This window comes from uncultured Cetobacterium sp. (genome assembly GCF_947072685.1).
GTDB lineage: Bacteria > Fusobacteriota > Fusobacteriia > Fusobacteriales > Fusobacteriaceae > Cetobacterium_A.
Window position 1 is genome coordinate 1 of sequence record NZ_CAMTIK010000030.1, and the last position, 21,924, is coordinate 21,924.

The 21,924-nt window shown below is 29.9% G+C and carries 20 protein-coding genes and 1 tRNA gene; 11 read left to right on the plus strand and 10 right to left on the minus strand.

Features of this window, described 5'->3' with window-relative positions; translation table 11 throughout:
- Nucleotides 1-35: 35 nt before the first annotated feature.
- On the minus strand, nt 36-362 hold the full coding sequence (locus Q0V67_RS09300) for a DUF1622 domain-containing protein (protein ID WP_297598977.1): 327 nt from the start codon (nt 360-362) through the stop codon (nt 36-38).
- 68 nt (nt 363-430) lie between these two features.
- Nucleotides 431-1,210: a glucose 1-dehydrogenase gene (locus Q0V67_RS09305; RefSeq protein ID WP_297598979.1), complete on the minus strand. Its 780-nt coding sequence runs from the start codon at nt 1,208-1,210 to the stop codon at nt 431-433.
- A 130-nt stretch (nt 1,211-1,340) separates the two neighbouring features.
- On the opposite strand from Q0V67_RS09305, the gene Q0V67_RS09310 reads away from it, so the two are divergent.
- The gene (locus Q0V67_RS09310) at nt 1,341-1,949 is read left to right on the plus strand and encodes an NAD(P)-binding domain-containing protein (RefSeq protein WP_297598981.1); all 609 of its coding nucleotides are present in this window, start codon (nt 1,341-1,343) and stop codon (nt 1,947-1,949) included.
- Nucleotides 1,950-2,011: 62 nt separating this feature from the next.
- On the opposite strand, the gene Q0V67_RS09315 is transcribed toward Q0V67_RS09310, so the two are convergent.
- From Q0V67_RS09315 to Q0V67_RS09330, 4 genes are read right to left on the minus strand one after another with little or no spacing between them, the layout of a single operon-like run.
- The gene (locus Q0V67_RS09315; RefSeq protein WP_297598983.1) at nt 2,012-4,234 is read right to left on the minus strand and encodes an autotransporter domain-containing protein; all 2,223 of its coding nucleotides are present in this window, start codon (nt 4,232-4,234) and stop codon (nt 2,012-2,014) included.
- A gap of 16 nt (nt 4,235-4,250) precedes the next feature.
- A complete protein-coding gene (locus tag Q0V67_RS09320) occupies nt 4,251-4,703 on the minus strand; it encodes a rhodanese-like domain-containing protein (protein ID WP_297598985.1) in 453 nt (150 codons plus the stop codon).
- Nucleotides 4,704-4,725: 22 nt separating this feature from the next.
- A complete protein-coding gene (locus tag Q0V67_RS09325; protein ID WP_297598986.1) occupies nt 4,726-6,666 on the minus strand; it encodes a phosphatidylglycerol lysyltransferase domain-containing protein in 1,941 nt (646 codons plus the stop codon).
- 4 nt (nt 6,667-6,670) lie between these two features.
- On the minus strand, nt 6,671-7,432 hold the full coding sequence (locus Q0V67_RS09330) for a hypothetical protein (RefSeq protein WP_297598987.1): 762 nt from the start codon (nt 7,430-7,432) through the stop codon (nt 6,671-6,673).
- 145 nt (nt 7,433-7,577) lie between these two features.
- On the opposite strand from Q0V67_RS09330, the gene Q0V67_RS09335 reads away from it, so the two are divergent.
- On the plus strand, nt 7,578-7,811 hold the full coding sequence (locus Q0V67_RS09335) for a hypothetical protein (protein WP_297598988.1): 234 nt from the start codon (nt 7,578-7,580) through the stop codon (nt 7,809-7,811).
- A gap of 76 nt (nt 7,812-7,887) precedes the next feature.
- On the opposite strand, the gene Q0V67_RS09340 is transcribed toward Q0V67_RS09335, so the two are convergent.
- On the minus strand, nt 7,888-8,796 hold the full coding sequence (locus Q0V67_RS09340) for a hypothetical protein (RefSeq protein ID WP_297598989.1): 909 nt from the start codon (nt 8,794-8,796) through the stop codon (nt 7,888-7,890).
- Between the two features lie 375 nt (nt 8,797-9,171).
- Between Q0V67_RS09340 and Q0V67_RS09345 the strand changes: the two genes are divergently transcribed.
- Both Q0V67_RS09345 and Q0V67_RS09350 read left to right on the plus strand, forming a co-directional pair.
- The gene (locus Q0V67_RS09345; RefSeq protein WP_297598990.1) at nt 9,172-10,485 is read left to right on the plus strand and encodes a sodium-dependent transporter; all 1,314 of its coding nucleotides are present in this window, start codon (nt 9,172-9,174) and stop codon (nt 10,483-10,485) included.
- Between the two features lie 156 nt (nt 10,486-10,641).
- A tRNA-Met gene (locus Q0V67_RS09350) sits at nt 10,642-10,717 on the plus strand.
- 154 nt (nt 10,718-10,871) lie between these two features.
- Here the strand turns inward: Q0V67_RS09350 and Q0V67_RS09355 are convergent.
- Nucleotides 10,872-12,302, minus strand: coding sequence for an amino acid permease (locus Q0V67_RS09355; protein ID WP_297598991.1), 1,431 nt, complete (start codon nt 12,300-12,302; stop codon nt 10,872-10,874).
- Nucleotides 12,303-12,530: 228 nt separating this feature from the next.
- Here Q0V67_RS09355 and malX point away from each other — a divergent pair, with 228 nt between their 5' ends.
- The 4 genes from malX (at nt 12,531) to Q0V67_RS09375 (ending at nt 17,185) form a co-directional block, all read left to right on the plus strand.
- On the plus strand, nt 12,531-14,069 hold the full coding sequence (gene malX, locus Q0V67_RS09360) for a maltose/glucose-specific PTS transporter subunit IIBC (RefSeq protein WP_297598993.1): 1,539 nt from the start codon (nt 12,531-12,533) through the stop codon (nt 14,067-14,069).
- A 56-nt stretch (nt 14,070-14,125) separates the two neighbouring features.
- A complete protein-coding gene (locus tag Q0V67_RS09365) occupies nt 14,126-15,283 on the plus strand; it encodes an aminotransferase class I/II-fold pyridoxal phosphate-dependent enzyme (RefSeq protein ID WP_297598994.1) in 1,158 nt (385 codons plus the stop codon).
- A gap of 28 nt (nt 15,284-15,311) precedes the next feature.
- The gene (locus Q0V67_RS09370) at nt 15,312-16,580 is read left to right on the plus strand and encodes a helix-turn-helix domain-containing protein (RefSeq protein ID WP_297598995.1); all 1,269 of its coding nucleotides are present in this window, start codon (nt 15,312-15,314) and stop codon (nt 16,578-16,580) included.
- A 182-nt stretch (nt 16,581-16,762) separates the two neighbouring features.
- Nucleotides 16,763-17,185, plus strand: coding sequence for a GIY-YIG nuclease family protein (locus Q0V67_RS09375; protein ID WP_297598996.1), 423 nt, complete (start codon nt 16,763-16,765; stop codon nt 17,183-17,185).
- A 114-nt stretch (nt 17,186-17,299) separates the two neighbouring features.
- On the opposite strand, the gene Q0V67_RS09380 is transcribed toward Q0V67_RS09375, so the two are convergent.
- Both Q0V67_RS09380 and Q0V67_RS09385 read right to left on the minus strand, forming a co-directional pair.
- Nucleotides 17,300-18,472, minus strand: a complete 1,173-nt coding sequence (locus Q0V67_RS09380) for an iron-containing alcohol dehydrogenase (RefSeq protein ID WP_297598997.1) — start codon at nt 18,470-18,472, stop codon at nt 17,300-17,302.
- Nucleotides 18,469-19,092 carry a Crp/Fnr family transcriptional regulator gene (locus tag Q0V67_RS09385; RefSeq protein ID WP_297598998.1) on the minus strand — a complete coding sequence of 208 codons (624 nt, stop codon included), beginning with the start codon at nt 19,090-19,092 and terminating at the stop codon, nt 18,469-18,471. The genes Q0V67_RS09380 and Q0V67_RS09385 overlap by 4 nt, the downstream gene beginning before the upstream one ends.
- A 117-nt stretch (nt 19,093-19,209) precedes the next feature.
- Between Q0V67_RS09385 and Q0V67_RS09390 the strand changes: the two genes are divergently transcribed.
- From Q0V67_RS09390 to Q0V67_RS09400, 3 genes are all read left to right on the plus strand, one after another.
- Nucleotides 19,210-20,523, plus strand: coding sequence for a thymidine phosphorylase (locus Q0V67_RS09390; protein ID WP_297598999.1), 1,314 nt, complete (start codon nt 19,210-19,212; stop codon nt 20,521-20,523).
- Between the two features lie 31 nt (nt 20,524-20,554).
- A complete protein-coding gene (gene deoC / locus Q0V67_RS09395; RefSeq protein ID WP_297599000.1) occupies nt 20,555-21,220 on the plus strand; it encodes a deoxyribose-phosphate aldolase in 666 nt (221 codons plus the stop codon).
- A 216-nt stretch (nt 21,221-21,436) separates the two neighbouring features.
- The gene (locus Q0V67_RS09400) at nt 21,437-21,922 is read left to right on the plus strand and encodes a DUF1456 family protein (protein ID WP_297599001.1); all 486 of its coding nucleotides are present in this window, start codon (nt 21,437-21,439) and stop codon (nt 21,920-21,922) included.
- Nucleotides 21,923-21,924: the final 2 nt, after the last annotated feature.

Here is a 21,924-nt window from a genome sequence, read left to right on the forward strand (position 1 = left end):
GTGGCAGTTCACTAGTAAAAGCAATGGAAATACAGTTACTTATGTTTTTCAATTTCCCAGCTCATAATAGTTCTTATAACCACAATAAGTAAAACTAGAATGATGTTTTCAAAATCTCTAAGAATAATGGTGTCGATAATATCAGCTACAATTAAAAATTGGAGTCCTACGAGAATATATTTATCGAAACCATCTCTCATAAGTTTTTCTATTGGAGTATCATTTAAGTTGAAAAAAAGAGATTTTAAACTTTTAAAAAATCCAAATAAAATAACACCAATAGATAGAGCTGTAAAAAAGAAAGCTAACCAATGTAGAAAATTTTTGAAAATTTCCATTAACATATCTTGAAATGTAAGCAATATATACCCGTTTCCAAGTCGAAAAATGAAAACGGCCCCACCTCCTTCTGTTTAAATTTTCACCAATGTTAGTTTTCTAAACTTTGCTCTCCACCACCGTTAACGGAAATAATCTGTCCAGTGATCCATTTGGATAGAGGACTGGCAAGAAATAGTACGGTTAGAGCAATATCTTCGGGTTCTCCTAAAACTTTAAGAGGGGTATTTTTTAGCATTTGTTTTTCAAGTTCAGGAGTTAAAACTGAGGCAAGAGCTTTAGTTTTTATTGCTCCCGGCGCAATTGCATTTACTCTTATATTGGGACCTAAATCAACAGACATATATTTTGTAAGTTGATTGAGAGCCGCTTTTGAACTTCCATAAACACTCATATTATGGGTTTGCATCATACTTGACATAGAGCTGATATTGACAATAGAGCCGTACTCTCCGGCAATCATATGAGGAACACAAAGTTTTGAGAGTGTAAAAATACTAAAAAGATTTAATTCATAAATTTTTTGAATATACTCTTTAGAAAGATCCAAAAAATGTTCTTTTCCACCCCCACCCCCACCAGCATTATTGACTAAAATATTTATTCTTCCCATCTCTTTTAGAGTTTCTTTAACTAAATTGGTAAGTTCTTTTTCAGAAGTGACATCACATTTAATTCCTAGAGCTTTGACACCTTCTCCTCTTGCTTCAATAGCAGTATTGTCTGCATCGAGTTTATTTAAATCAGCACAGATAACATTTGCCCCAGCACGAGCTAGCATCAATGCTGATGCTTTACCGATACCATTACCAGCTCCGGTAATAATAGCAACCATCCCTCTTAAATTATAGTGATTTTCAATTTTAAACATAAAAGCACCTCCTAATTATTAACTTTATCTTCAAAAGAAATATGTAAATTCCTTTTAACAAAAAATAGTTAAAAGGAATTGTAAAGTTTCTTTTGAAAAATAGATCAAGAAAAAATTTAGGAGGTTTATTATGAATATAGGAATAATTGGAAATGGAATAGTTGGAAATACATTAGCCGATATATTTCATAAATTGGGACACCCAGTAGAGATAGGTGTCAGAAATTTAAAAGATGAGTATGAAAAAAAACATTATATAGAGTATGTTCAAATGGAAGATATAACAAAAGATAATGAGATTATAATAATTGCAGTTCCAGGAGATGTGTTAGAAAAAGTACTTTTAAAGATAAAAAATCCTGAAGGGAAGATCTTTATAGATCTAACAAACCCTATTGGTCCAGATTATACTCTCTTAAGAGGGAGATATACCTCTAACGGAGAATTAGCACAAGAGATTTTGAAAAGTTCGCATATTGTAAAAACGTTGAACACTTTAGGAGTAGAAAAGATTAAACATCCTTTAATAAGAGAAGAAAAACTAACAATGTTATTGGCAGGAAATAATAAAAATGCCAATAAAAAAGTAGAAGAGCTTTTATCAGAGATGGGATTTGATCCGATGCTTGTTGGTGATATTCATTTCTCAAGATATTTAGAACCGTTGGCGATGATTTGGATAGAGATGGTGAGAAGACAGGATAAATCTCCAGAAAATGGCTTGATATGGAAAAGATAATATGGAATTAAAAATAATAGGAGAGTAGTTTGATTCCAGACTACTCTCCTATTGTTTGTATGCTAAAATTTATATTCTAGACCAAGTGAAGCAGATATATTATATTCATCACTATTAAATAGTGAGTATATACCAAAATTTATATCCATGGCATCTCTAAGTTTTTTCTTAACGTTTAAATTAATTAGAGCAGAATCTTTTTTGCTGCTCAATCCTTGAAGAGTCATAGGAACATCTGGTGCAAAAGTAAAGTACCCATCATAATTTTTATAGTCTTTAAATCTATGGTACCATGATAGATTAGCATTAAAAGTATAATTATCCCATAAATATTCTCCTTTTATTCCGACTCTTGAAACAGGAGTAGAAAGAGTTGAACTATTTATATGCATAGCATAATGACTACCGATACCGTTGTAACTTTGGTTTTCAGTGTAGGAATCTCTTTTGTCCCACACATAATCAGCACCTATATATGGATAGAAGCTATAATTTTTAAAAGTATAATTTTTTCCAATTTCTCCACCAATTGAACTGACATAGGAGTTGAAATTAGCGTCGATAGATTTTTCTAGATTAAAATCATCTCTATCGGTAATATTTCTGGTTAGCTCATGTTTGTTATAACCAAATGTTCCTTGAAATGTTGTAACAAAGTTTTGTTTATGATAACTGATAGAAGGTGCAATATAAAAACTATTTATATTTTCATCACTGGATAGATTATCTTTGTAATCCAGTCTATCAGCGATGTAACCATATCCTATTCCCCATTGTAAATATTCGTTGATTGGGGTAATAGAGCCACCAACAACCCCAAAAGATTTATATGAATATTTTGGATTGGATGAATCGTTATTATAGTTACCATAAGAGGATAAAAGCTCAGCATATTGAGTACTTGTTTTAGCGTGTGTTCTATTCCAAGAATATTGTTGTTCTTTTATTTTTTGATTATTTAGAAATGGAATATTATTTCTAGGATAAAAATAAATAGATTCAGCAAATCCTCCTAAATGTTCTGTAAGGTGATCTGGAGGAATATATCCGGGTGTAATAACAGGGGATTTATCTAAAACAAGATAAAGAATATTATTCTCAACAATATAGTGCCCTCTCCAACCAGCAGCGATATTAACGATAGAGACATCTTTAATATCTTTATTTTCAACAGCTGTCATGGAGTCAATATATATAACGGGAACTTTTATAAAGTTATTATTGGTGACATAAACCGAATCAAGAGGTTTTTCAATGATAGTTCCATTATTAATAATATCTTTAGCTACGATAGTAGAAGTTGAAAATGTATTGATTCCAATTTGAAGAGTTAACGATTTCCCAGAATCAATTATTAAAGTTCCTTCAGCATCTTTAAAGGGAGGCGGATTAAACTCACCTCTTCCAATACCGCTATTTGTAGGTGGTGTTAAAGTTATATTTTCAGAAACAACCCAAGTTCCACTTTGAATATCAATATTAGAAAAATTATTTACAGGGAAATTTATTTTTCCAACCTGTTTATTATTTAAATCAGATTCAACAAGTACCAATGTGTTTGTTCCCTTATTTCCTTCGACAATTCCGGATATATTAGAGGATGTTCCAAGTGTTAACAAAGAATCATTTCCACCTAAATAGATAGCATAGCCATTATTTTGAATAGTTCCATGATTTGTAAAACTAGAGGTATTACTAACATAAACAGAGTAGTTACCACTGTTTTTTATAGTTCCATAGTTTGTGGCTATTGAATTGTTAGTTAAGTACAGTCCGTAGTTACCATTGTTTTGAATAACTCCATTTTTATTATTTGTAAAAACGGAGTTGTAAACTCTAACACCGTAATTTTTTAGATTTTTAATAAGACCGTTATTAACCCCTACACTTCCATTATCTAAATAAAATCCAAAATTACCACCATTTTCAATAGTCCCATCATTAACTAAATTTTTTGAGTTTTGCCCATAAAATCCATAATCTCCTTGATTAGAGATAATTCCATCACTGGCATTTAGAACTTTATTAGAGGTGTTATAAACAATTAACCCATAATTCCCCTTGTTTTGAATAGTTCCAGAATTTGTGACGTTTCCTGGAGTAATCCCGTATAGTCCATAATTACCATTGTTAGAAATAATGCTATTATTTACGACATTCTCACCAGTTTGTATTCGATAGCCATAGTCTCCATCTGTGTTAATAGGCGAATTTATGAAAGTATCTGTAGAATATGACTGTAAAGTTAAACCTAAAAAGAGTATGTAAAGATTGAATTTATTCATATTTAGAGCTCCTCCTTTATTTTTTTTCAAGCATCTCTGGATAAGGCCAAGTGGTCATACCTTCGCTTGCATTATAAATTTTTTTAAATCCATTGTCAGAAAGAATAGCGGCAGCCTTTTTAGAACGTCCCCCCACAGCACAAAAAGTTATGTACGGGCTATCTTTATCCAATTCGTTTAATCTGTTTTCTAATTCTGGAAGAGGAATGTTTTTAGCTCCTTTTATAATTCCAGTTTTTTGAATTTCATCAGGATTACGTACATCTATGAGAGTTGCTTTGTTCTCATCTAAAATTTTTTTTACTTCGGAAAGAGGTATGGTTTCATAACTTCCCTCAACATTATTAAATGACGAATACAATGTTTTTTGAATATTATCTTTTAATCCTTGTGAAATCAAAATGTTATTAGTTTTAGAAAAAACTGTCACAGAAAAAATTAAAAAAATAAAGATTAATTTTTTTTCCATCATAAAATACCTCCTAATTTGTTTACTTTTTTGAAATAAGTCCTTTGATTCCACCAGATATTAGAAGAGTGGTATCTTTTAAAATATTTGGTAGATTGAATGGGCCTGAATAGGCGATATATCTAGCTTCCCATTCAGGATTAAATTTATCTTTAAATGCCCGAAGCCCTTTAAAGTTATAAAAGTGTTCACCGTGAGAAAAAATAACATTTTCAATTTTATTCCAAAAGGATGCTGTATGATCTTCAATGCCAGCAAGTGGAGCCATTCCAAGTCTAAATTTTTTGTAGCCTAAATCTTTACCATATTTCATAGCACAGATAAAAAAATAATCCATTGTACCATTGACAGCTTCATTTTTATACCTCATTAAATCTAAAGATATCTCTTCATAGGTAGAGGTTTTTAATATATTTCCAAAAGCAATAATTTTATTTTCTTTTTTTATAACTCCAATAGGAAAAAGTGAGATATATTCTTTTGTAAATTTTCCTAGAGAAAACCCTTTTTCTTTAGCGTTTTTATCTAAGAGCCATTCATCAGAAATATTTTTGAGTTCATCAATAATTAGAGGAACATTTTCGACCGCAATAACCTCAAATGAGTAACCAAGTTTTTCTAATTTGTTAAAAGCATATCTGAAGTTTCTTCCCTCGTGACCATCTAATGTAAATTTTTCAAGATCAACTTTTGCATATTCTCCAATTTTTAAAAAACTTAATCCGATATCTAAAAAATAGTTTAGATATTCTTTGCTAATTTCATAAAAAACAGTTTCTTTTTTATTTTTTCTACAAAAATTATGAAATTTCCAAATACACTCCTTAAACGTAGATATATCTCCAATAGGTTCGCCCATAGCAATAAAAGATTTTCCACTCTTTCCAAACATGATAAAAGACTTTTCACTATCATCAAATAGGATGTTTTTATCACCGAGTAAAGCTAAATAAGAGTCTGTTGTATTTGATATAGAGATACAATTTTTTATAATATCATCGCTTGATTTAGCAGAGGTCGAATGCTGAAGTTGTTGTTTGTTTTTAAAAACCAAATGGAATATGCCAAACAAAATAAAAGCGACAATTAGAGGGATGAAAAAATAAGAAACTCTATAGATGAGCAAAGCTCCAATGATTTTATCCGATGTGTATATATTTGATAAAAGAGTTAAAAAAATCAAATCAAAAACACCAATTCCACCAGGGACATTGCTGATGAAACCTAAAATTTGGGCTATTATAAATATTGATAAGAAATGAAAAAAGTCTATTCTGTTATGTGGTGGTAGCGCAAAATAAAGAACTAGACTTAAAGCAATCCAATCTCCCAAAGCTAATAGAATTCTTTGAATAAAAATAGTGTTAAAATACCCTTGTTTTTTAACAATAACTCCTGTAAAAATAACTGCACCTATAAGAAGAATAAATCCAATAGGGAGCGTGGATGTAAATGGAAGTTTTATAGGTAATTTTAGATGGGTTAAAGGTAGAGGAAAAAGTGTTAAAAAAATACCACCTATCCAAAATAAACCTAACCAAAAAGTTGTGTAACAAAAAATTACAATATTCATAATTATTTTATAAGGTACATTCCAAAGGGAGTAAAGGTTGAGCCTTATTCCAGATGCAGTAACTCCAGATAAACCAATTGAATTAGCAAATGCAAAGCTTATAAAAGAAACAAACATTGATTTTTTTTTTGAAAAAGTATATTTTTCATTTTTGAAAGCAAGAATGTCAAATCCAGTTAATAGAAAATAATCTAAGAAAACAAAAAATATAATTAAAAAAACAGCCCAAGAAGGTATAGCTATGACTGATAGTTTCAGTTCGGCAAAAGTATATCTTTTTAATTCTTTATGAATAAAAAAGATCGCAGCTAAAAAAATAATAAACTCAATCATTATTTTTAAAGGGGTTATAAATTTTTTAAAATATAATTTAATAGTGTCCATCTTCATACGATCAACCTATAAAGATTGGAGTGTCAATATTTTCTAATAAATTTAAACCGGTTCTATTAGTTATTTTTTCAAGGAAGAATGATCTACTTAAATTTCCCATTATAACTAGACTTGATTTTCCTAGAGCAAAATAAAAATTTGATATTGTATCATCTTTTGAATTGAAATTTATTAACTCTCCATTTATACCCTTATTTTTAAGAAGCTCTAATAGATGGTGTTTTTCATAGTCACAATTCCAAGTTAATACGTGAATATTTTCAATTGTGGAACTAGAAAAAAGATTGATAAAATTATAAACACTTTTATTAATTTTGACTCCATCATTTGAAACGATAGATATATTGTCAAAAGAAAGAGGCTTATTTCTAAGGATTATAAGAGGTCTATAAAGAATTTTTAAAAGCTCTAAAAAAAGTTCGTTAAGAGATAGACCTTCTTCTAACATGATAAGATCGGCTGTTTTTAAAAATGTTTTTATAGTTTCAGCGCTGACCTCTGATCGAACAATAAGCTCATCATTAATGCCGTTTTCTAGAAAAGCTTTTTTTACTTTTAAAATGAAATCATCTTCTATTTCATTTAGAAGTTCAGTTGCACTTCCTGAATTTACAATTGTTTCTCGAATGGGGGTTCTATAAGTAATATCTCTTATATACAGCGGAATAATATTAAAACCGAATTTTTTTTTTAAACACAGATAACTTTTAATAGTTAAATTTAAATCGGTATTATTTTTAAATAATACAAGTACTTTTTTCATAATGTAATCCCTCCAATAAAAATATAGTTATTATTTAGATTATTCATTTGAAAATTTATTTATCCTTTTATTAAATAAATTTATTTAAAAGGAAGTTAAAAAAATAAGTGTAAAATGTATTTAAGATAAAAATGAGGTGATAAAAATGTTAGATTTTTTTACTTTTAAAAAAATCCAAATAATATTAAAAAAAATATCTGAAAATATTAGATTTTTATTTGAACAAGAACAGGGAAGAAATGAGTTTTGTAAAATTTGTGGGAAAAGTGTTCCTAGTAGTAATTTTGAAATTCAATTTCAAGATGAAGATAGATTGGAAAGTAGATGTCTATATTGTAATAAAACATTCATAAAAGCTAGGGAAAAAATACTGAAGTGAGTCACAACTGCCCTAATAGAGGAGAAGGCTTTCTTAGGGCAGTTTGATAAAAAGGTGCGAATTCGCACCTCAAATTTTAATTTTCTTTTTTTAAATCAATAAGATGTTTAATCATTAAATCATATCGGGCAGGAAATTTTTTATTTCCATTTCCTAAATATTTTTTCATGAGATCAAGATTTTCAATTTCAAAAAACTCTTTTAAATTTTTAATATTATTTTCATGAAGGAGTGTGATAATCTTAGGACTTATGGCTTGAGAGAATGTAACATTAAATTTATTATTTAAATATTTTCTTAAAGAGGTTGAGTTTATTTCAATCTGTTCTAAGTTGTTATCTGCGATTGTAGTAGCAACCTTTTTTTCATATTCAGTTATCTCTTTTGAAATACTTTCAAACTCTCTGTCGGCAATTTCTAAAAACCCAGCTAAAAGCTTAAATCTTCTTCTTATATCAGGTGGAAGTTGACCACTGAATTTATAGTTTTTATCGTGCTCTACCTCTGCCCAAGCATGTTGGAGTATTGTCCTAACTTGTATTTCAAATTTCAAATCACGAAAACGCTCGAATTCTGGAAGAGTTAGAAGAGATTCCGGAAGAGTTGCAACTAGATGGATTGATTTGTATCCAACCTTATCCTCTCCTAAATTTTCACTTTTATCTTCACTTTTACTTTCATCTATAATGAAAGTATGACGCAAAAAATTTTCAACGATTTTGGTTTCACTTTCAAGAAAAGTAATTACTCTAATTCCACATAGGTCAGTAGCATAGTCAAGAGTTGGGTATCCTTTTCTTTCTAATTTTTTTTGAAAGCTCTCTCTAGTTTTAGCTCTACTAGAGATAGACTGATATGTAATTTTTTCTTTTTCAAAAACTTGTTTAAGAAAGCGTTCTAAACGTTTTCCCATTTTTCTATAATTTTCTCTATTTTTTTTATAATAATTTATAAGTTGTAGTTGTATCAGATTGCTATTAGCCATAAAATCACACCCTTAAAATAGTTATTACCAGTATTATATATTATATCCAAAAAAAATAAAAATCTTTTTTTTTTTGAAAAAATACTTGTTTTTTATAAAAGTTAGTGCTAAAATGACTGAAATACTAAAAAAGGAGGCGTGTTATGAATAGCTTTAAATTAAATATATTAAAAAATAACATAGCTTCAAATAGTTCAGTTTTATTTTGGTGGTGGCCCTAGAGGTTTGTAGATTCTTTTATGAAGATACGAACTTATTTTAACGTGGTTAAAAACTTAAAAATAAGAGCTGTATCTATAGATTAAATTGAAAAAATATTTATTCCACAGATATATTCTGTGGAATTTTTTTTTAGATAAATTAGGAGGTGTAAGCGTGAAAGACAAAAGAGAAAAGTTTAGTAACAAAATGGGGTTTATTTTATCGTGTGTAGGAGCAGCAATAGGACTTGGAAATATCTGGCTTTTTTCTTGGAAGTTAGGAACATATGGAGGAGGAGCATTTTTAATTCCTTATTTTATATTTATGGCGTTATTTGCATATGTAGGTTTAGTTGGTGAGATATCTTTTGGAAGAATGATGAAAAAAGGTGTTTTAGGCGTAGGAGAGCTTATGAAGGAAAAAAACATTCCATTGGCTAAGATACTACCTCTGATTCCAATTATTTCTGTTGCGGGAATATTTACATTTTATGTAATTGTTTTTGGATGGATATTAAAGTATTTTGTAGCATACTTGTTGGTGGATATGAAAAGTCTTAATTATGAACAATACTTTAACTCTTTTGCAGGGAGTGGAGAATCTATATTTTGGCACTTTATAGCTGTTTTAATAAGTATCTTAGTAATCTCATTAGGTGTGATAAAAGGAATAGAAAAAATTAACAAGATAGTTATGCCTTTAATGTTTGCTATTTTTTTAGGATTAATGATAAGATCATTGACATTACCAGGTGCATATGAAGGGATAAAATTTTTGTTATACCCTAAGTGGGAATTGTTGTTAAATCCTACAACTTGGGTAATGGCTTTAGGGCAAGCATTTTTTACTGTGGGAGTAAGTGGATCGGCACTGTTAGTCTATGGGAGTTATCTAGATAAAGACGTGGATATATCAACAAGTGTTGTACATACGTGTTTATTGGACACTTTGGCAGCTTTGATGGCGGGATTTATAATTATTCCAGCAGCATTTGCCTTTGGATTTAGTCCTGGTGCAGGTCCAAGTTTACTTTTCATAACTTTACCAGCAGTATTTAGCAATATGGTAGGGGGAAAAATTTTAGGAGTAATATTTTTCTTAAGTATTATATTTGCAGCTATATCTTCAGCAATAAATCAATTAGAAGTACCAGTAGAAGCGTTTATGCAAAAATTTAATATTTCTAGAAAAAAATCGAGTATAATAGTTGGTTTATTCTTATTTGTATTAGGGATTCCATTGGACTTAAATATGGCAATTTTTGGAAAATTTGCAGATATAATGACAATTTATTTGATCCCCCTGGGAGCTATTATAGTTTTAGGATTCTATTTTTATTGTATTGACTCAAAATTAATAGTTGAAGAGATCAATAGTGGTTCTAATTATAAGATAGGCAAAAAAATTATTGTGGTGGGTAAATATATATTTGTTCCAGGAGTTCTAGTAATTTTAATTTTAGGTGTTCTTTATGGTGGAATAGGGTAAGAAATAAAAGAGATTGCTAATCTAAATTAAGCAATCTCTTTTATCGTTATTTTAAATTTTAGTCTATTAAAAATAAATTATTAAATAAAAATAAAAAAAGTGTTGACAAAAAATGTGAAATAATGTACAATAACTATATAAACAACTTAAACAAGTCGCGGGGTAGAGCAGTTGGCAGCTCGTCGGGCTCATAACCCGAAGGTCGTTGGTTCGAATCCAGCCCCCGCCACCAAAAAGCTTTTAAAGCTAGGATAGATTCCTAGCTTTTTTTTATATATTAAAAAGATAAAAAAACAGGAGATTCCCAAACCTAACGGTATAGAAATCTCCTGTTCTTTAGCTATTTTTCACTTTCTCTAATCTACTAGAGTAGTTACTGTATTGTTTTAAAAGTTAGTTTTTTTTGCAATCTTAGGGAAAATAAATCCTAATCCAACTAAAAGTATTGGAGTTAAAATATTTAATGTTATTTGGAAGAACCATTCAGAACTAAACATTTGAATGTTTTTAGGGAAGATTCCCATTAAACAAGCAAAAGCTGTAAATCCAAAACACCAAACTCCTACTAGTGTCGCAATTTTATCGTTTTTTATAAATTTAAATGAAGATCCCGTGTTCAGAGATTTGTTTTTTACAAGTCCTCTAAGTCCTATATATGCAAGGAAAACCCAAAGGTATCTTAAAGGCATAACGATAGAATTTAAATCTAAAAGCCAGTTGTAAAGGTTGTTCATATCTCCAATTCCAAGAGCAGGAATTATAATCAATATACCAACAAGTACTGCAGTTAACTTATAACCGTTGATTGGTGCACCAAATTTATTTGTCTTAGTGAATGATTTAGGGATATAATTTTTATCTCCTTCTCCAATTAATATTTTAAGTGGAGCATCAATAGAGAACATTAAACCAGATATTTGTCCCAGCGTATTAGCAATAGCATATAAAATCATAAGAAGATTCCCAACTCCATAATATTCTCCTAAAAGTTTAAATGCGTAGTATTGTCCGTTCATCTTAAGATCTGGAGGAAGGTTTCCACTATTAAACATAATACCCATAGCAAAAGATCCAAGAAGTGCTGACATTCCAACCATAATAGCAAGAGCTAACATCCCTTTAGGGAAGTTTTTTGAAGGGTTTTCAATATCTTTAACATAAGGAGATATTTTTTCACAACCACCAACAGCGAAAACTAGCATTGAAATTGTAGTAAAGTAAGCAAAATCAAATTTAGGCATAAAAGTTTTAAAGTTCCATACTTCAGTTGCAGACCTTGCTCCTACGATAGATGGGGCAGCAACAGTTAGCAGAATGTATAAAATACCCATAAAGAACATTGATGTTCCGGCAACAGCTCCAATTCTTTTTAGAGAGTTAACACCTTTAGAAGAAAGCCAAAGAAAGAATATAAAAATTCCGAGTACAATACTTTGTAAAAATAGAGGGTTTATTGTTTTTATAACACTCCCATCTTGGAATACAACCCAGCTTAATGCAACAAGTGCACTCTGTGGTTTTTGTGCAAGATAAGGGATATGAACAACCCAATAAGTCCAACCTGCTAAATAGGCAATCATGGGACCATAAGTAGAATTGATCCAACTTGAAACACCACCTGATTTATGGTCAAAAACAGATCCCATCTCACCAACCATAAGTGTGTATGGCAAAAAATATAAAGACAGGATTAGAATCCATGAAACGACTACTGTAAGTCCTTGATTTGCATAATTGTTAACAACATTTCCAAATCCCCAAACCACAGTGAATCCCATCATTGCTAGCATATGCCAGTTTAATTTTTTCGATTTCATAAAATTATTACTCCTTTTTAAGTTATTTATTTCACTTATTCAGTAACATATTTTACATTAAAATATATATAAAATCAAATAAATTTTTGTTATGTATGTGAAATGGAAAATAATTTGCAAAAAAATAAACTACAAATATGTTTCATAAAAAAATGAAATAGATTAATAATTGAACAAAATAAATTTTAAGTATACAATAGTTATATAAAAAATGATAAGGGGGATAGGATGACTATCAAAAATAAAATTAGTGCATGGGAATTTTTTCAAAGTTTAGGTAAAACTTTTATGTTGCCAGTAGCTTTACTAGCTGCGATGGGGATATTGTTAGGAATAGGAGCTGCTTTTACAGGAGGAACAACAATAGAGATGTTCCCATTTCTAGGAAACTCTTTTTTACAGATGATGTTTAACTTTATGATTAAAATAAGTTTAGTAGCATTTTCATTTTTACCATTGATGTTTGCTGTGGCAATTCCTCTGGGAATGGCAAGGGAAAATAAAGAGATTGCAGCTTTTGCAGGATTAATTGGATACATATCTATGCAGTTGGGAACAAATTTTTATTTGACAGAAAAAGGATTGTTAAAAATAGCAGACACAAAGATGATAATGGGAATTCAGAGTATTGATACCGGTGCATTGGGAGCTTTGATCTGTGGGGTTTTAGTTTTCTTTATTCACGAAAAATTTCAAAACATAGAATTACCAGATGCTTTTTCATTCTTTGGTGGAACTAGATTTGTTGCCATAGCAACAGTTTTGATAATGTCTGTTGTAGGATTAGGAGTACCAATGATTTGGCCTTTCTTTGCAGCAGGAATAAATAAAGTTGGTTCGGTAATTCAAGGCGCAGGAATATTTGGTCCATTTCTTTTTGGAGCAGGTGAAAGATTACTCCTACCATTTGGACTTCACCATATTTTAGTTGCCACAATAAGATTTACGGAAGCAGGTGGAACATATGTAACTGAAGCTGGAGATTCAATTCACGGTGCTTTAAATATATTTTATAATCAGTTTGCAATGGGGCCAGAGTATGTTTCGCCTGAAGTAACTAAATTTTTATCTCAAGGTAAAATGCCGACATTTATGTTTGGATTAGCAGGAGCAGCACTAGCTATATATAAGTCAGCTTTTTTAGAAAATAGGAACAAAATAAAAGGGCTTTTAGTTTCAGCAGTGGTTGCATCAGCAGTGGGAGGAATAACAGAACCGATTGAATTTATATTTTTATTTATAGCGCCAGTTCTATATGTTTTTCATGCTTTTATGACTGGATTAGGATTTATGATAATGGGTATTTTGAAGGTTATTATAGGAAATACGGATGGAAATATAATAGATTTCTTTATATTTGGAGTATTTCAGGGTCTATGGACAAAATGGTTTTACATTATTCCTGTAGGAATAGCTTGGTTTGCAATATATTACTTTGTGTTTAAATGGTATATTGAAAAATATGATATACCTACACCAGGAAGAGACAATTCAGTTCAAGCAAAAGAAGCAGTTGAAAGTGGAGATATAGCAGGGTATACTGCGAAAATAATGCTAGAGGCATTGGGTGGAAAAGAAAATATAGTAAATCTTGATAACTGTATAACAAGATTGAGATTGGTTGTTAAAGATGCAGATTTAGTAGATGTTGAAACTGTTAAGTCGGCAGGAGCAGTTAATGTTATAAAATTAAATAGTACAAATGTACAAGTAATTATAGGACCAAAAGTTCAAGTGTTAAAAAAGCAACTACAAAAATTGATATAATAAGAATCTATGGGGAGAAAAAATTCTCTCCATTTTTTTAAAAACAAGGAGGAAAAATGAGTTTTGATGAAATTATAAATAGGAGAGGGACCTATTCTACACAATGGGATTATATAGAGGATAGATTTGGAGAAGGAACGAAGGATTTAACTCCATTTTCAATTTCAGATACAGATTTTAAATCTCCACAGCCAATACTGGATGCTATTTTACAAAGGACAGGGCATGGAATTTTTGGATATTCTCGTTGGAATCATGACGATTATAAAAATTCTATTCAGAAATGGTATCAGACAAGATATAAGACTACTATTGAGAAAGATTGGATAGTTTATAGTCCAAGTGTTATTTACAGTATTTCGACTCTGTTAGAGCGTTTGATAGGATTGGGTGGAAAAGTAATGACGCATACACCTAGATATGATGGATTTACTAAAATTTTAAAACCGTTTAATCTTTATGAAGTAGAATTAAAAGAGGATGAAGATGGAGTTTACAGAACGGATTTTTTTAAAATAGAGGATGGGTTTAAAGATGGAGTAAAAATATTTTTATTATGTAATCCAGAAAATCCAACAGGGAAAATTTGGAGTTACTTTGAACTAGAAAAGTTAATAGGACTCTGTGAAAAGTATGATGTCATATTATTATCAGATGATATACATATGGATATAGCAAGAAAGGAGGTTACTCCTATTCTAAAAATCAATTCGAAGAGATGTGTGATTGTATCCTCAGCTTCCAAAACATTTAATACCCCAGCTCTAGGAGGATCGTATGCGTTGATTCCTATGCAAGAAATAAGGGATATATTCATAGAGCATATAAAGGAAAGAGATTCTGTAGCTTCGCCAACTATATTTGGAGTTATTTCAACAATAACAGCGTATAATAGTTGTGGGGAATGGGTGGATGAATTAAATAAATATTTAACAAAGAGCTGTGAATATGTAGTCAATGAGTTGGATGGCTATAAAGGATTAAAAGTAAAAATTCCAGAGGCAACATATTTAATGTGGATAGATTTTAAAGATACGAATATAAAATTAGAAGATTTGAAAAGAGCTTTGATTGAAGTTGGAAAAGTAGCAGTTATGTCGGGTGAAAACTATGGAGATTCTTATAAACTTAGATTAAATATTGGATGTCCTTTAGAAAAAGTAAAAATAGGTGTAGAAGGAATTAAAAGATCTGTTGAAAAATTATGCAAGTAAAGTTATAATACTTTTAGGTGATATCAATATGAGTTTAAAAAGAAAAGATTTAGAAGTATTATTTTTATTGAAAAATGGACCTAAAACAATGGATCAAATTTTTTTAGAGATAGGTATGAGCGAGAGAAATTTAAGATATATAATTGAGAACATAAATTTTTACTTGAAAAAATTTTTAAATAAAGAGATAAAAAAAACTAAAAAAAAACTATCAATAACTTTAAGTGATGAGGAAGTTGATAGTTTTTTTGATGATGTTTATAAAGGGCACTATGTTTTAAGCCAAGAAGAGAGAGTTGAGTATATATTTTTAATGTTTTTATTTTTAAAAGATATAAACTTGAATTTTATAGTTAAAAATCTTGAAATAACAAGATCAACTTTAAAAAAAGATATTGATGTTTTAAATATAAAATTAGAGAAATATGATTTAAAATTAGAAGCTATTAAAAATAAATTTTCCATAATAGGAAATGAAAAAAAATATAGGCATCTAAAAACTTTGAAAATTCTTGAAATAACCAATGAAAATTCATATGAAAAAAAATGGATAGATAAACAGGCATTGATGAAAGACTTGAAATTGTCAGAAAAATTTAAAATAAAAGAGTGTATAGATGAGATAGAAGCTATGTTTAAGGTATCTTTTACTAAGGAGTTTAAAAACCTTATTTTCTTATTTTTAGTTGTGTCTTTTGAAAGAATTAGTGAGTGTAAAATTATAGATAGGAAGGCGAATTATAAATTTTTAATAGAAACGCCTTATTATGAGATAGTTTCTCTTAAGTTAAGAGATTATATACCTGAGAGTTTAAAATATGAGCTTGTTCATCTCACAGAATATTTTATAAGTGGTGGAGTAAAAGAGAATATCAAAGAAGTAAAAGAGTGTGTAGAAAAATTTGTGGATGGCTTGATAAAAAAAATAAAGAGTAATATTTTATGGGAGATAGACTATGTGGAGTTGAGAGAAAGATTAATCAATTATCTTATCCCCGCAATATATCGACTTAGAAATAATTTTAGCTTGGGAAATTTAGGCGAAAAATGTGATCTTTACAAAATAATAGAACATTATTGTTTAGAAGAGAATAATTTACCAGAAAAATTAAGAGAAAATGAAATCTATCATATTACACAAGAGATTTTATTTGAAATTGAGAAAGAAAAGAACAAAATAATTAGTTTGAAAAAACTTTTATTAATAATAGAAAAAAATTGTGAGATAGTTGATAGAGATGCTTTGACAAGGGATTTATTAAATCAATATGAAAAATTGTTAAAAAATGATCTTTAAAGTATGAATATAAGATATCTAAAAGCTTTGTAATTTCTAGCTTTCTATGGTATTATTTAAATAGAGAAAAAAATATTCTGTATTTAAGGCAACTCAATAGTGCTTTATTTTAAATTTTCTTTTTACTTTCTATTGAGAAAAGGTAACAAATGTAGTTTAAAATGAATCTTGGAGGTATTGCTGTGGGAGATGTAGTAGAGTTAGAATTTAAAGGATATCGTAGAGAGATGGCTAAGGAAAAGACACCTTTATATACGTCAGGTGTGTTTTGTGTTTATAGAGCAGCTTATAATTCTGAAAGAAATAGTGTGAAACTTCGTGAAATAATATATATAGGCGAGGGAGAGAATGTAAGAGACGCAATAGTGAACAATGAGATGCTTGAAGTGTGGAAAAAGCATTTAAAAACAGGTGAAGAGCTATGTTATTCGTATGTAGCTGTAGGAGAAGACCTTAGAAAAAGAATAGAGGCAGCATTAATATATAAACATAAACCAGTTTTAAACGGAAACTACAAAAGAGATTTTCCTTTTGAAACAATATCGGTAGCGACAAAAGGAAAAAATGCTTTATTGATGACAACGTTTAGAGCGGAAACAAGATAGATTAAAAAGAAGGCTTCTTTGAAGTCTTTTTTTGTTCATGTAGAATATTGGTCCTATAATATTTAGAATATAAAAATAAAAAATGAAGGAAATTTAAATTTCCTTCATTTTTTACTACAATGCTAAAGTATATATTTCTAAAACATCTTTATAGTCCAGTTTTTTCATACAACCAATAGGTCCATTTTTAGTAACACCAGATGCCATATCTTCAAATTTAGAACTATCTATTCCAATATCTGTTAAGGTCACAGGGATATCTAAAGAATTGAAGAACTCTCTAGTTTTATGGATAGCGATTCGAGCTACGTCAAAGTCATTATCCCCCGAAATACCCCACACATTATTGGCATAATCAACAAATCTGTGAACATTTGTAGTATCTAAAACATATTCCATCCAAAAAGGAGTTAAAATTCCAAGCCCTATTCCGTGTGTTATATCATATTTAGCACTCAGTTCGTGTTCCATCTGATGAGTAGCCCAGTCAGTAGATTCTTTTCCTAGCGATGTAAGACCATTTAATGCCAATGAACCAGTCCACATTATATTAGCTCTAGCTTCATAGTCAGTTGGATTTTCAAACGCTATTGGGCCATAATAAATAACTGTTTTTAAAAGCCCTTCCATAATTCTTGATTGAAGAAAACCATTTTTATCTGGTGAAAAATATTGTTCAAATATATGGCTCATAATATCAACAACTCCAGATGCAGTTTGATATTTACTAACTGAAAAAGTATATGTAGGATCCAATATTGAAAAAACAGGTCTCAAGATATAGTGCCCCATACCCAATTTTAAGTTTTCTTTCATATTTGAAATGACACTGTTCCCATTCATTTCACTGCCAGTTGCAGCAAGCGTTAAGACAGAAGCTACTGGTAAGGCTTCTTTCAAATTCTCATATCTTTTTTCAACATAGATATCGTTCCAAATATCACCGTGATATTTAGCCTGCGCTGCTATAGCTTTAGCGCAATCTATTGTACTGCCACCACCAACAGCTAAAACAAGTTCTAAGTTATGTTTTCTACAAAGATCAGCTCCAATTCGAACTGTTTCTATTCTTGGATTTGGATCAACTCCAGCTAGTTCAATAATCTCAATACTTTCTAAATTTAAGTATTTAATAACTTCATCATATAGACCACTTTTTTTTATGCTATTTTTGCCATAAATAAGTAAAATTTTTGAGGCATGTTTTTTAACTTCAACTCCTATATTGGAAATTTGACCACTTCCAAATAAAATCCTAGTGGGAATATCATAAATAAAATTTTTCATTTTGTTCCTCCTTTTAAAAGCTTGATAGAATTTTTATTTTTTTCAATAGTGTTACTTTTGATATATTGAGCAATAATTCTAGTTAAATTACGATAGCTTATATTCAAACGGCTGGAAAGTTCATCTAAAGATTTAAAAGTTATTTCTCCACCATTATCTTCAATATACTTTGAAAATATATCTTTTGCTTTTAGAGTGCTTTTATAAAATATTGCTCGATTGGTATTTAAAAGTTTTTTGTTGCCTTCAAGAGCTAAGAATTTCCAAAAATTGATGTTGTTAATAAGATATTCATTTGCTATTTGAAATGGTAAAAGAATGACAACGACATCGCTTTTAGCGATAACATCAAATAGAACTTCCTCTTTGTTTATATATTCAATATCACCAAAAATTTCAAGCGGTTTTAAAATGTTTAAACACACTTGATTTCCATTATCTAAAATACATGAAACCTCAACAGTTCCTTGCACAATAAAGTAGATACTGTTGGCTCCTTTATGCGCTTCTAATATGTACTCCCCTTTTCTATAATGTTTTATCAAAATTTTCTTTTGAACATCTTTTGTTAAAATTTCATTTAAATTGTACATATCGATAAATCTTTTGATTAAATTCATAAATTTCCTCTCTTTAGGACAGTTGTCCTATCTATTGTATAATAATTTATATATCATAAAATTGTAGAAAAAGCTAGAAAAATATTCCTAAAATTAAAAAAAATAAAGAGGTGGATTATGAGAGCGGTAGATATTATTCAAAAAAAGAGAGATAAAATAGAGCTAACATCTGGAGAGATGAGTTTCTTTTTAAACGAATACCTTGCAAATAGAATTCCTGATTATCAGGTATCATCATTTTTAATGGCAGTATATTTCAATGGAATGACTAAGCAGGAGTTAAAGACATTTACAGAGCTTATGATGAATAGTGGAGAAGTTATTAAATTTGATGGAATTAAGAAGTTTTTAATAGATAAACATTCCACTGGTGGTGTTGGTGATAAAACGACAATAGCTTTAGCAGGTCTATTTGCAGCTTTTGATATAGGAACAGCTAAATTGTCAGGAAGAGGTTTAGGGCATACAGGTGGAACGATAGATAAGTTTGAGGCTATCCCAGGATTTGTATTTCCAGAAACAAGAGATGAGTTAGTAAATATGGTAAATAAAGTTGGAACAGGAATTATGGGTTACTCAGATACGATTGTTCCATTAGATAAAAAGCTATATTCTCTTAGAGATGTAACTGCTACAGTTTCAAGTATACCATTAATTGCAAGTTCAATAATGAGTAAAAAACTAGCGGTATATGCTGATGGAATTATTTTAGATGTTAAAGTTGGATCAGGAGCATTTATGAAAAATCTTGATACAGCTAGAGAATTAGCAAAAACAATGATAGATATAGGAGATTCTTTTGATAGAAAAGTAGTGACACTACTTACGGATATGGACCAACCATTAGGCTTTGCAGTTGGAAATTCAAATGAAATTATTGAAGCGATTGAAACATTGAAAGGAAGAGGACCTGAAGATTTTACAGAGTTAGTTGAAACAATTGTAGCAGTGGCACTTCAAATTAAAGGGGATGTAAAGACTTTAGAAGAAGGAAAGGTAAAGGTTGCAGAAGCTATTGAAACAGGAAAAGCTATTCAACATTTAAAAGACTTTATTGAAGCAGCCGGAGGAAATCCCAATCTTGTAGATGACTATTCACTGTTACCAAAGCATAAATTTGAATTAGAATTTAAAGCAAAAAAATCTGGTTGGATTTCAAAAATTGAAGCGGAAGAGATAGGTAAAGCAGCTATGGTTTTAGGGGCTGGAAGAGCTACTAAAGATGATGTGATCGACCATTCTGTTGGAGTTCTTTTAACAAAAAAAGTTGGAGATTACATTGAAGCTGGAGAAACTTTAGCTATTGTTCAATATAATGATAAAAATTTAGAGTCATCAATTAAATTTTTAGAAAGTGCTTATACTGTTTCAAATGAAAAAGTTGAAAAAAATAAAGTTATTCTAGAAATTTTATCAAATATTAAGTTATAATAGAGTATACAAAAATTAGGAGGAAATAGAAATGAATTTAAGCAAATATATTGACCATACAGTATTAAAGGCTACGACAGAGCCAAAGGATATAATAAAACTTTGCTCTGAAGCTAAAGAATATGATTTCTTTTCAGTTTGTGTGAATGGATGTTATGTAAAGCTTGCTAAAAAAGAGTTAGAGGGATCAAATGTTAAAGTTTGTGCTGTTATAGGATTTCCATTAGGAGCTATGTCTACAGCATCAAAAGTTTTTGAAGCAAAAACATGTATTGAAGATGGAGCTTCTGAAATTGATATGGTTATCAACGTAGGTATGTTAAAAGCTGGAGAAACTGACTATGTTAGAGATGAAATTGCTGCTATAAAGAAAGTAATAGGTGCAAATGTTTTAAAAGTTATTATAGAAAATTGCTACTTAACAGATGAGGAAAAAAAGATAGTTACTCAACTTTGCTTAGATGCAAAGGCAGATTTTGTTAAAACTTCAACAGGATTTGGAACAGGTGGAGCGACATTTGAAGATATACAGTTAATGAAGGATATTGTAGGAGATAAAGCTGAATTAAAGGCTGCTGGAGGAGTTAGAGATCTTGCTACAGCTGAGAAATTTATAGCTTTAGGAGTTACTAGATTAGGAACAAGTTCAGGAGTAGAGTTAGTTACAACTGGAACAGCAGATCCAAACAAATATTAACTATAACTATATAAACATCCTAGTTTAGTGATGCTCATAATACAATCATTAGCTAAGAAGTCAAAGAGATTGTATCGTCAACTTGAAAATATAAAATGGACAGATATTTATATTGAAATATGAAATCAAGAGTTCTATAGAAGGTAAAATAAAAATAGGAATAGTCCTAAAACTATGGTATAATTATGAGTAAATTAAAAAATTAGGAGGAACAAAATGACAAATAATGATGTTCTTAGAAGAGTTAGATATGCTTTAAGAATTAATGATAAAGCTATGTTAGAAATTTTTAAATTGGGTGGAATGCAGGTAACTTTAGAGGAGTTAGTTGGTCTGTTGAGTAAGCAAGAGGATGAAACATTTAAAAATTGTAACAATAAAACTTTAGATGCATTTTTAACAGGACTTATTACTTACAAGAGAGGACCTCAAAAGCCAGTTCAAGGAGCAAAGCCAGCAGAAGAAGTTTCAAATAGTGCAAAAAATTTAAACAATCTTGTATTGAGAAAATTAAAAATTGCATTAGCTTTCAGAAGTGAAGATATGATAGATGCATTTAAAACTGGTGGAGTAAATATGTCTGAATCAGAATTAAGTGCTATTTTTAGAAGACCAGATCACAAGAATTATAGAGAAGCTGGAGACAAGTATGTAAGAGTATTTATAAAAGGAATAACTGAGCTATTTAGAGGAGAAAGATAATT

Excerpts from the sequence above, each read along its gene's own strand:
- Q0V67_RS09305 (WP_297598979.1), bottom strand. The coding sequence starts at position 1,210 with ATGTTTAAAATTGAAAATCACTATAATTTAAGAGGGATGGTTGCTATT.
- Q0V67_RS09310 (WP_297598981.1), top strand. The coding sequence starts at position 1,341 with ATGAATATAGGAATAATTGGAAATGGAATAGTTGGAAATACATTAGCC.
- Q0V67_RS09315 (WP_297598983.1), bottom strand. The coding sequence starts at position 4,234 with ATGAATAAATTCAATCTTTACATACTCTTTTTAGGTTTAACTTTACAG.
- Q0V67_RS09320 (WP_297598985.1), bottom strand. The coding sequence starts at position 4,703 with ATGGAAAAAAAATTAATCTTTATTTTTTTAATTTTTTCTGTGACAGTT.
- Q0V67_RS09325 (WP_297598986.1), bottom strand. The coding sequence starts at position 6,666 with ATGAAGATGGACACTATTAAATTATATTTTAAAAAATTTATAACCCCT.
- Q0V67_RS09330 (WP_297598987.1), bottom strand. The coding sequence starts at position 7,432 with ATGAAAAAAGTACTTGTATTATTTAAAAATAATACCGATTTAAATTTA.
- Q0V67_RS09335 (WP_297598988.1), top strand. The coding sequence starts at position 7,578 with ATGTTAGATTTTTTTACTTTTAAAAAAATCCAAATAATATTAAAAAAA.
- Q0V67_RS09340 (WP_297598989.1), bottom strand. The coding sequence starts at position 8,796 with ATGGCTAATAGCAATCTGATACAACTACAACTTATAAATTATTATAAA.
- Q0V67_RS09355 (WP_297598991.1), bottom strand. The coding sequence starts at position 12,302 with ATGAAATCGAAAAAATTAAACTGGCATATGCTAGCAATGATGGGATTC.
- malX (WP_297598993.1), top strand. The coding sequence starts at position 12,531 with ATGACTATCAAAAATAAAATTAGTGCATGGGAATTTTTTCAAAGTTTA.
- Q0V67_RS09365 (WP_297598994.1), top strand. The coding sequence starts at position 14,126 with ATGAGTTTTGATGAAATTATAAATAGGAGAGGGACCTATTCTACACAA.
- Q0V67_RS09370 (WP_297598995.1), top strand. The coding sequence starts at position 15,312 with ATGAGTTTAAAAAGAAAAGATTTAGAAGTATTATTTTTATTGAAAAAT.
- Q0V67_RS09380 (WP_297598997.1), bottom strand. The coding sequence starts at position 18,472 with ATGAAAAATTTTATTTATGATATTCCCACTAGGATTTTATTTGGAAGT.
- Q0V67_RS09385 (WP_297598998.1), bottom strand. The coding sequence starts at position 19,092 with ATGAATTTAATCAAAAGATTTATCGATATGTACAATTTAAATGAAATT.
- Q0V67_RS09390 (WP_297598999.1), top strand. The coding sequence starts at position 19,210 with ATGAGAGCGGTAGATATTATTCAAAAAAAGAGAGATAAAATAGAGCTA.
- deoC (WP_297599000.1), top strand. The coding sequence starts at position 20,555 with ATGAATTTAAGCAAATATATTGACCATACAGTATTAAAGGCTACGACA.
- Q0V67_RS09400 (WP_297599001.1), top strand. The coding sequence starts at position 21,437 with ATGACAAATAATGATGTTCTTAGAAGAGTTAGATATGCTTTAAGAATT.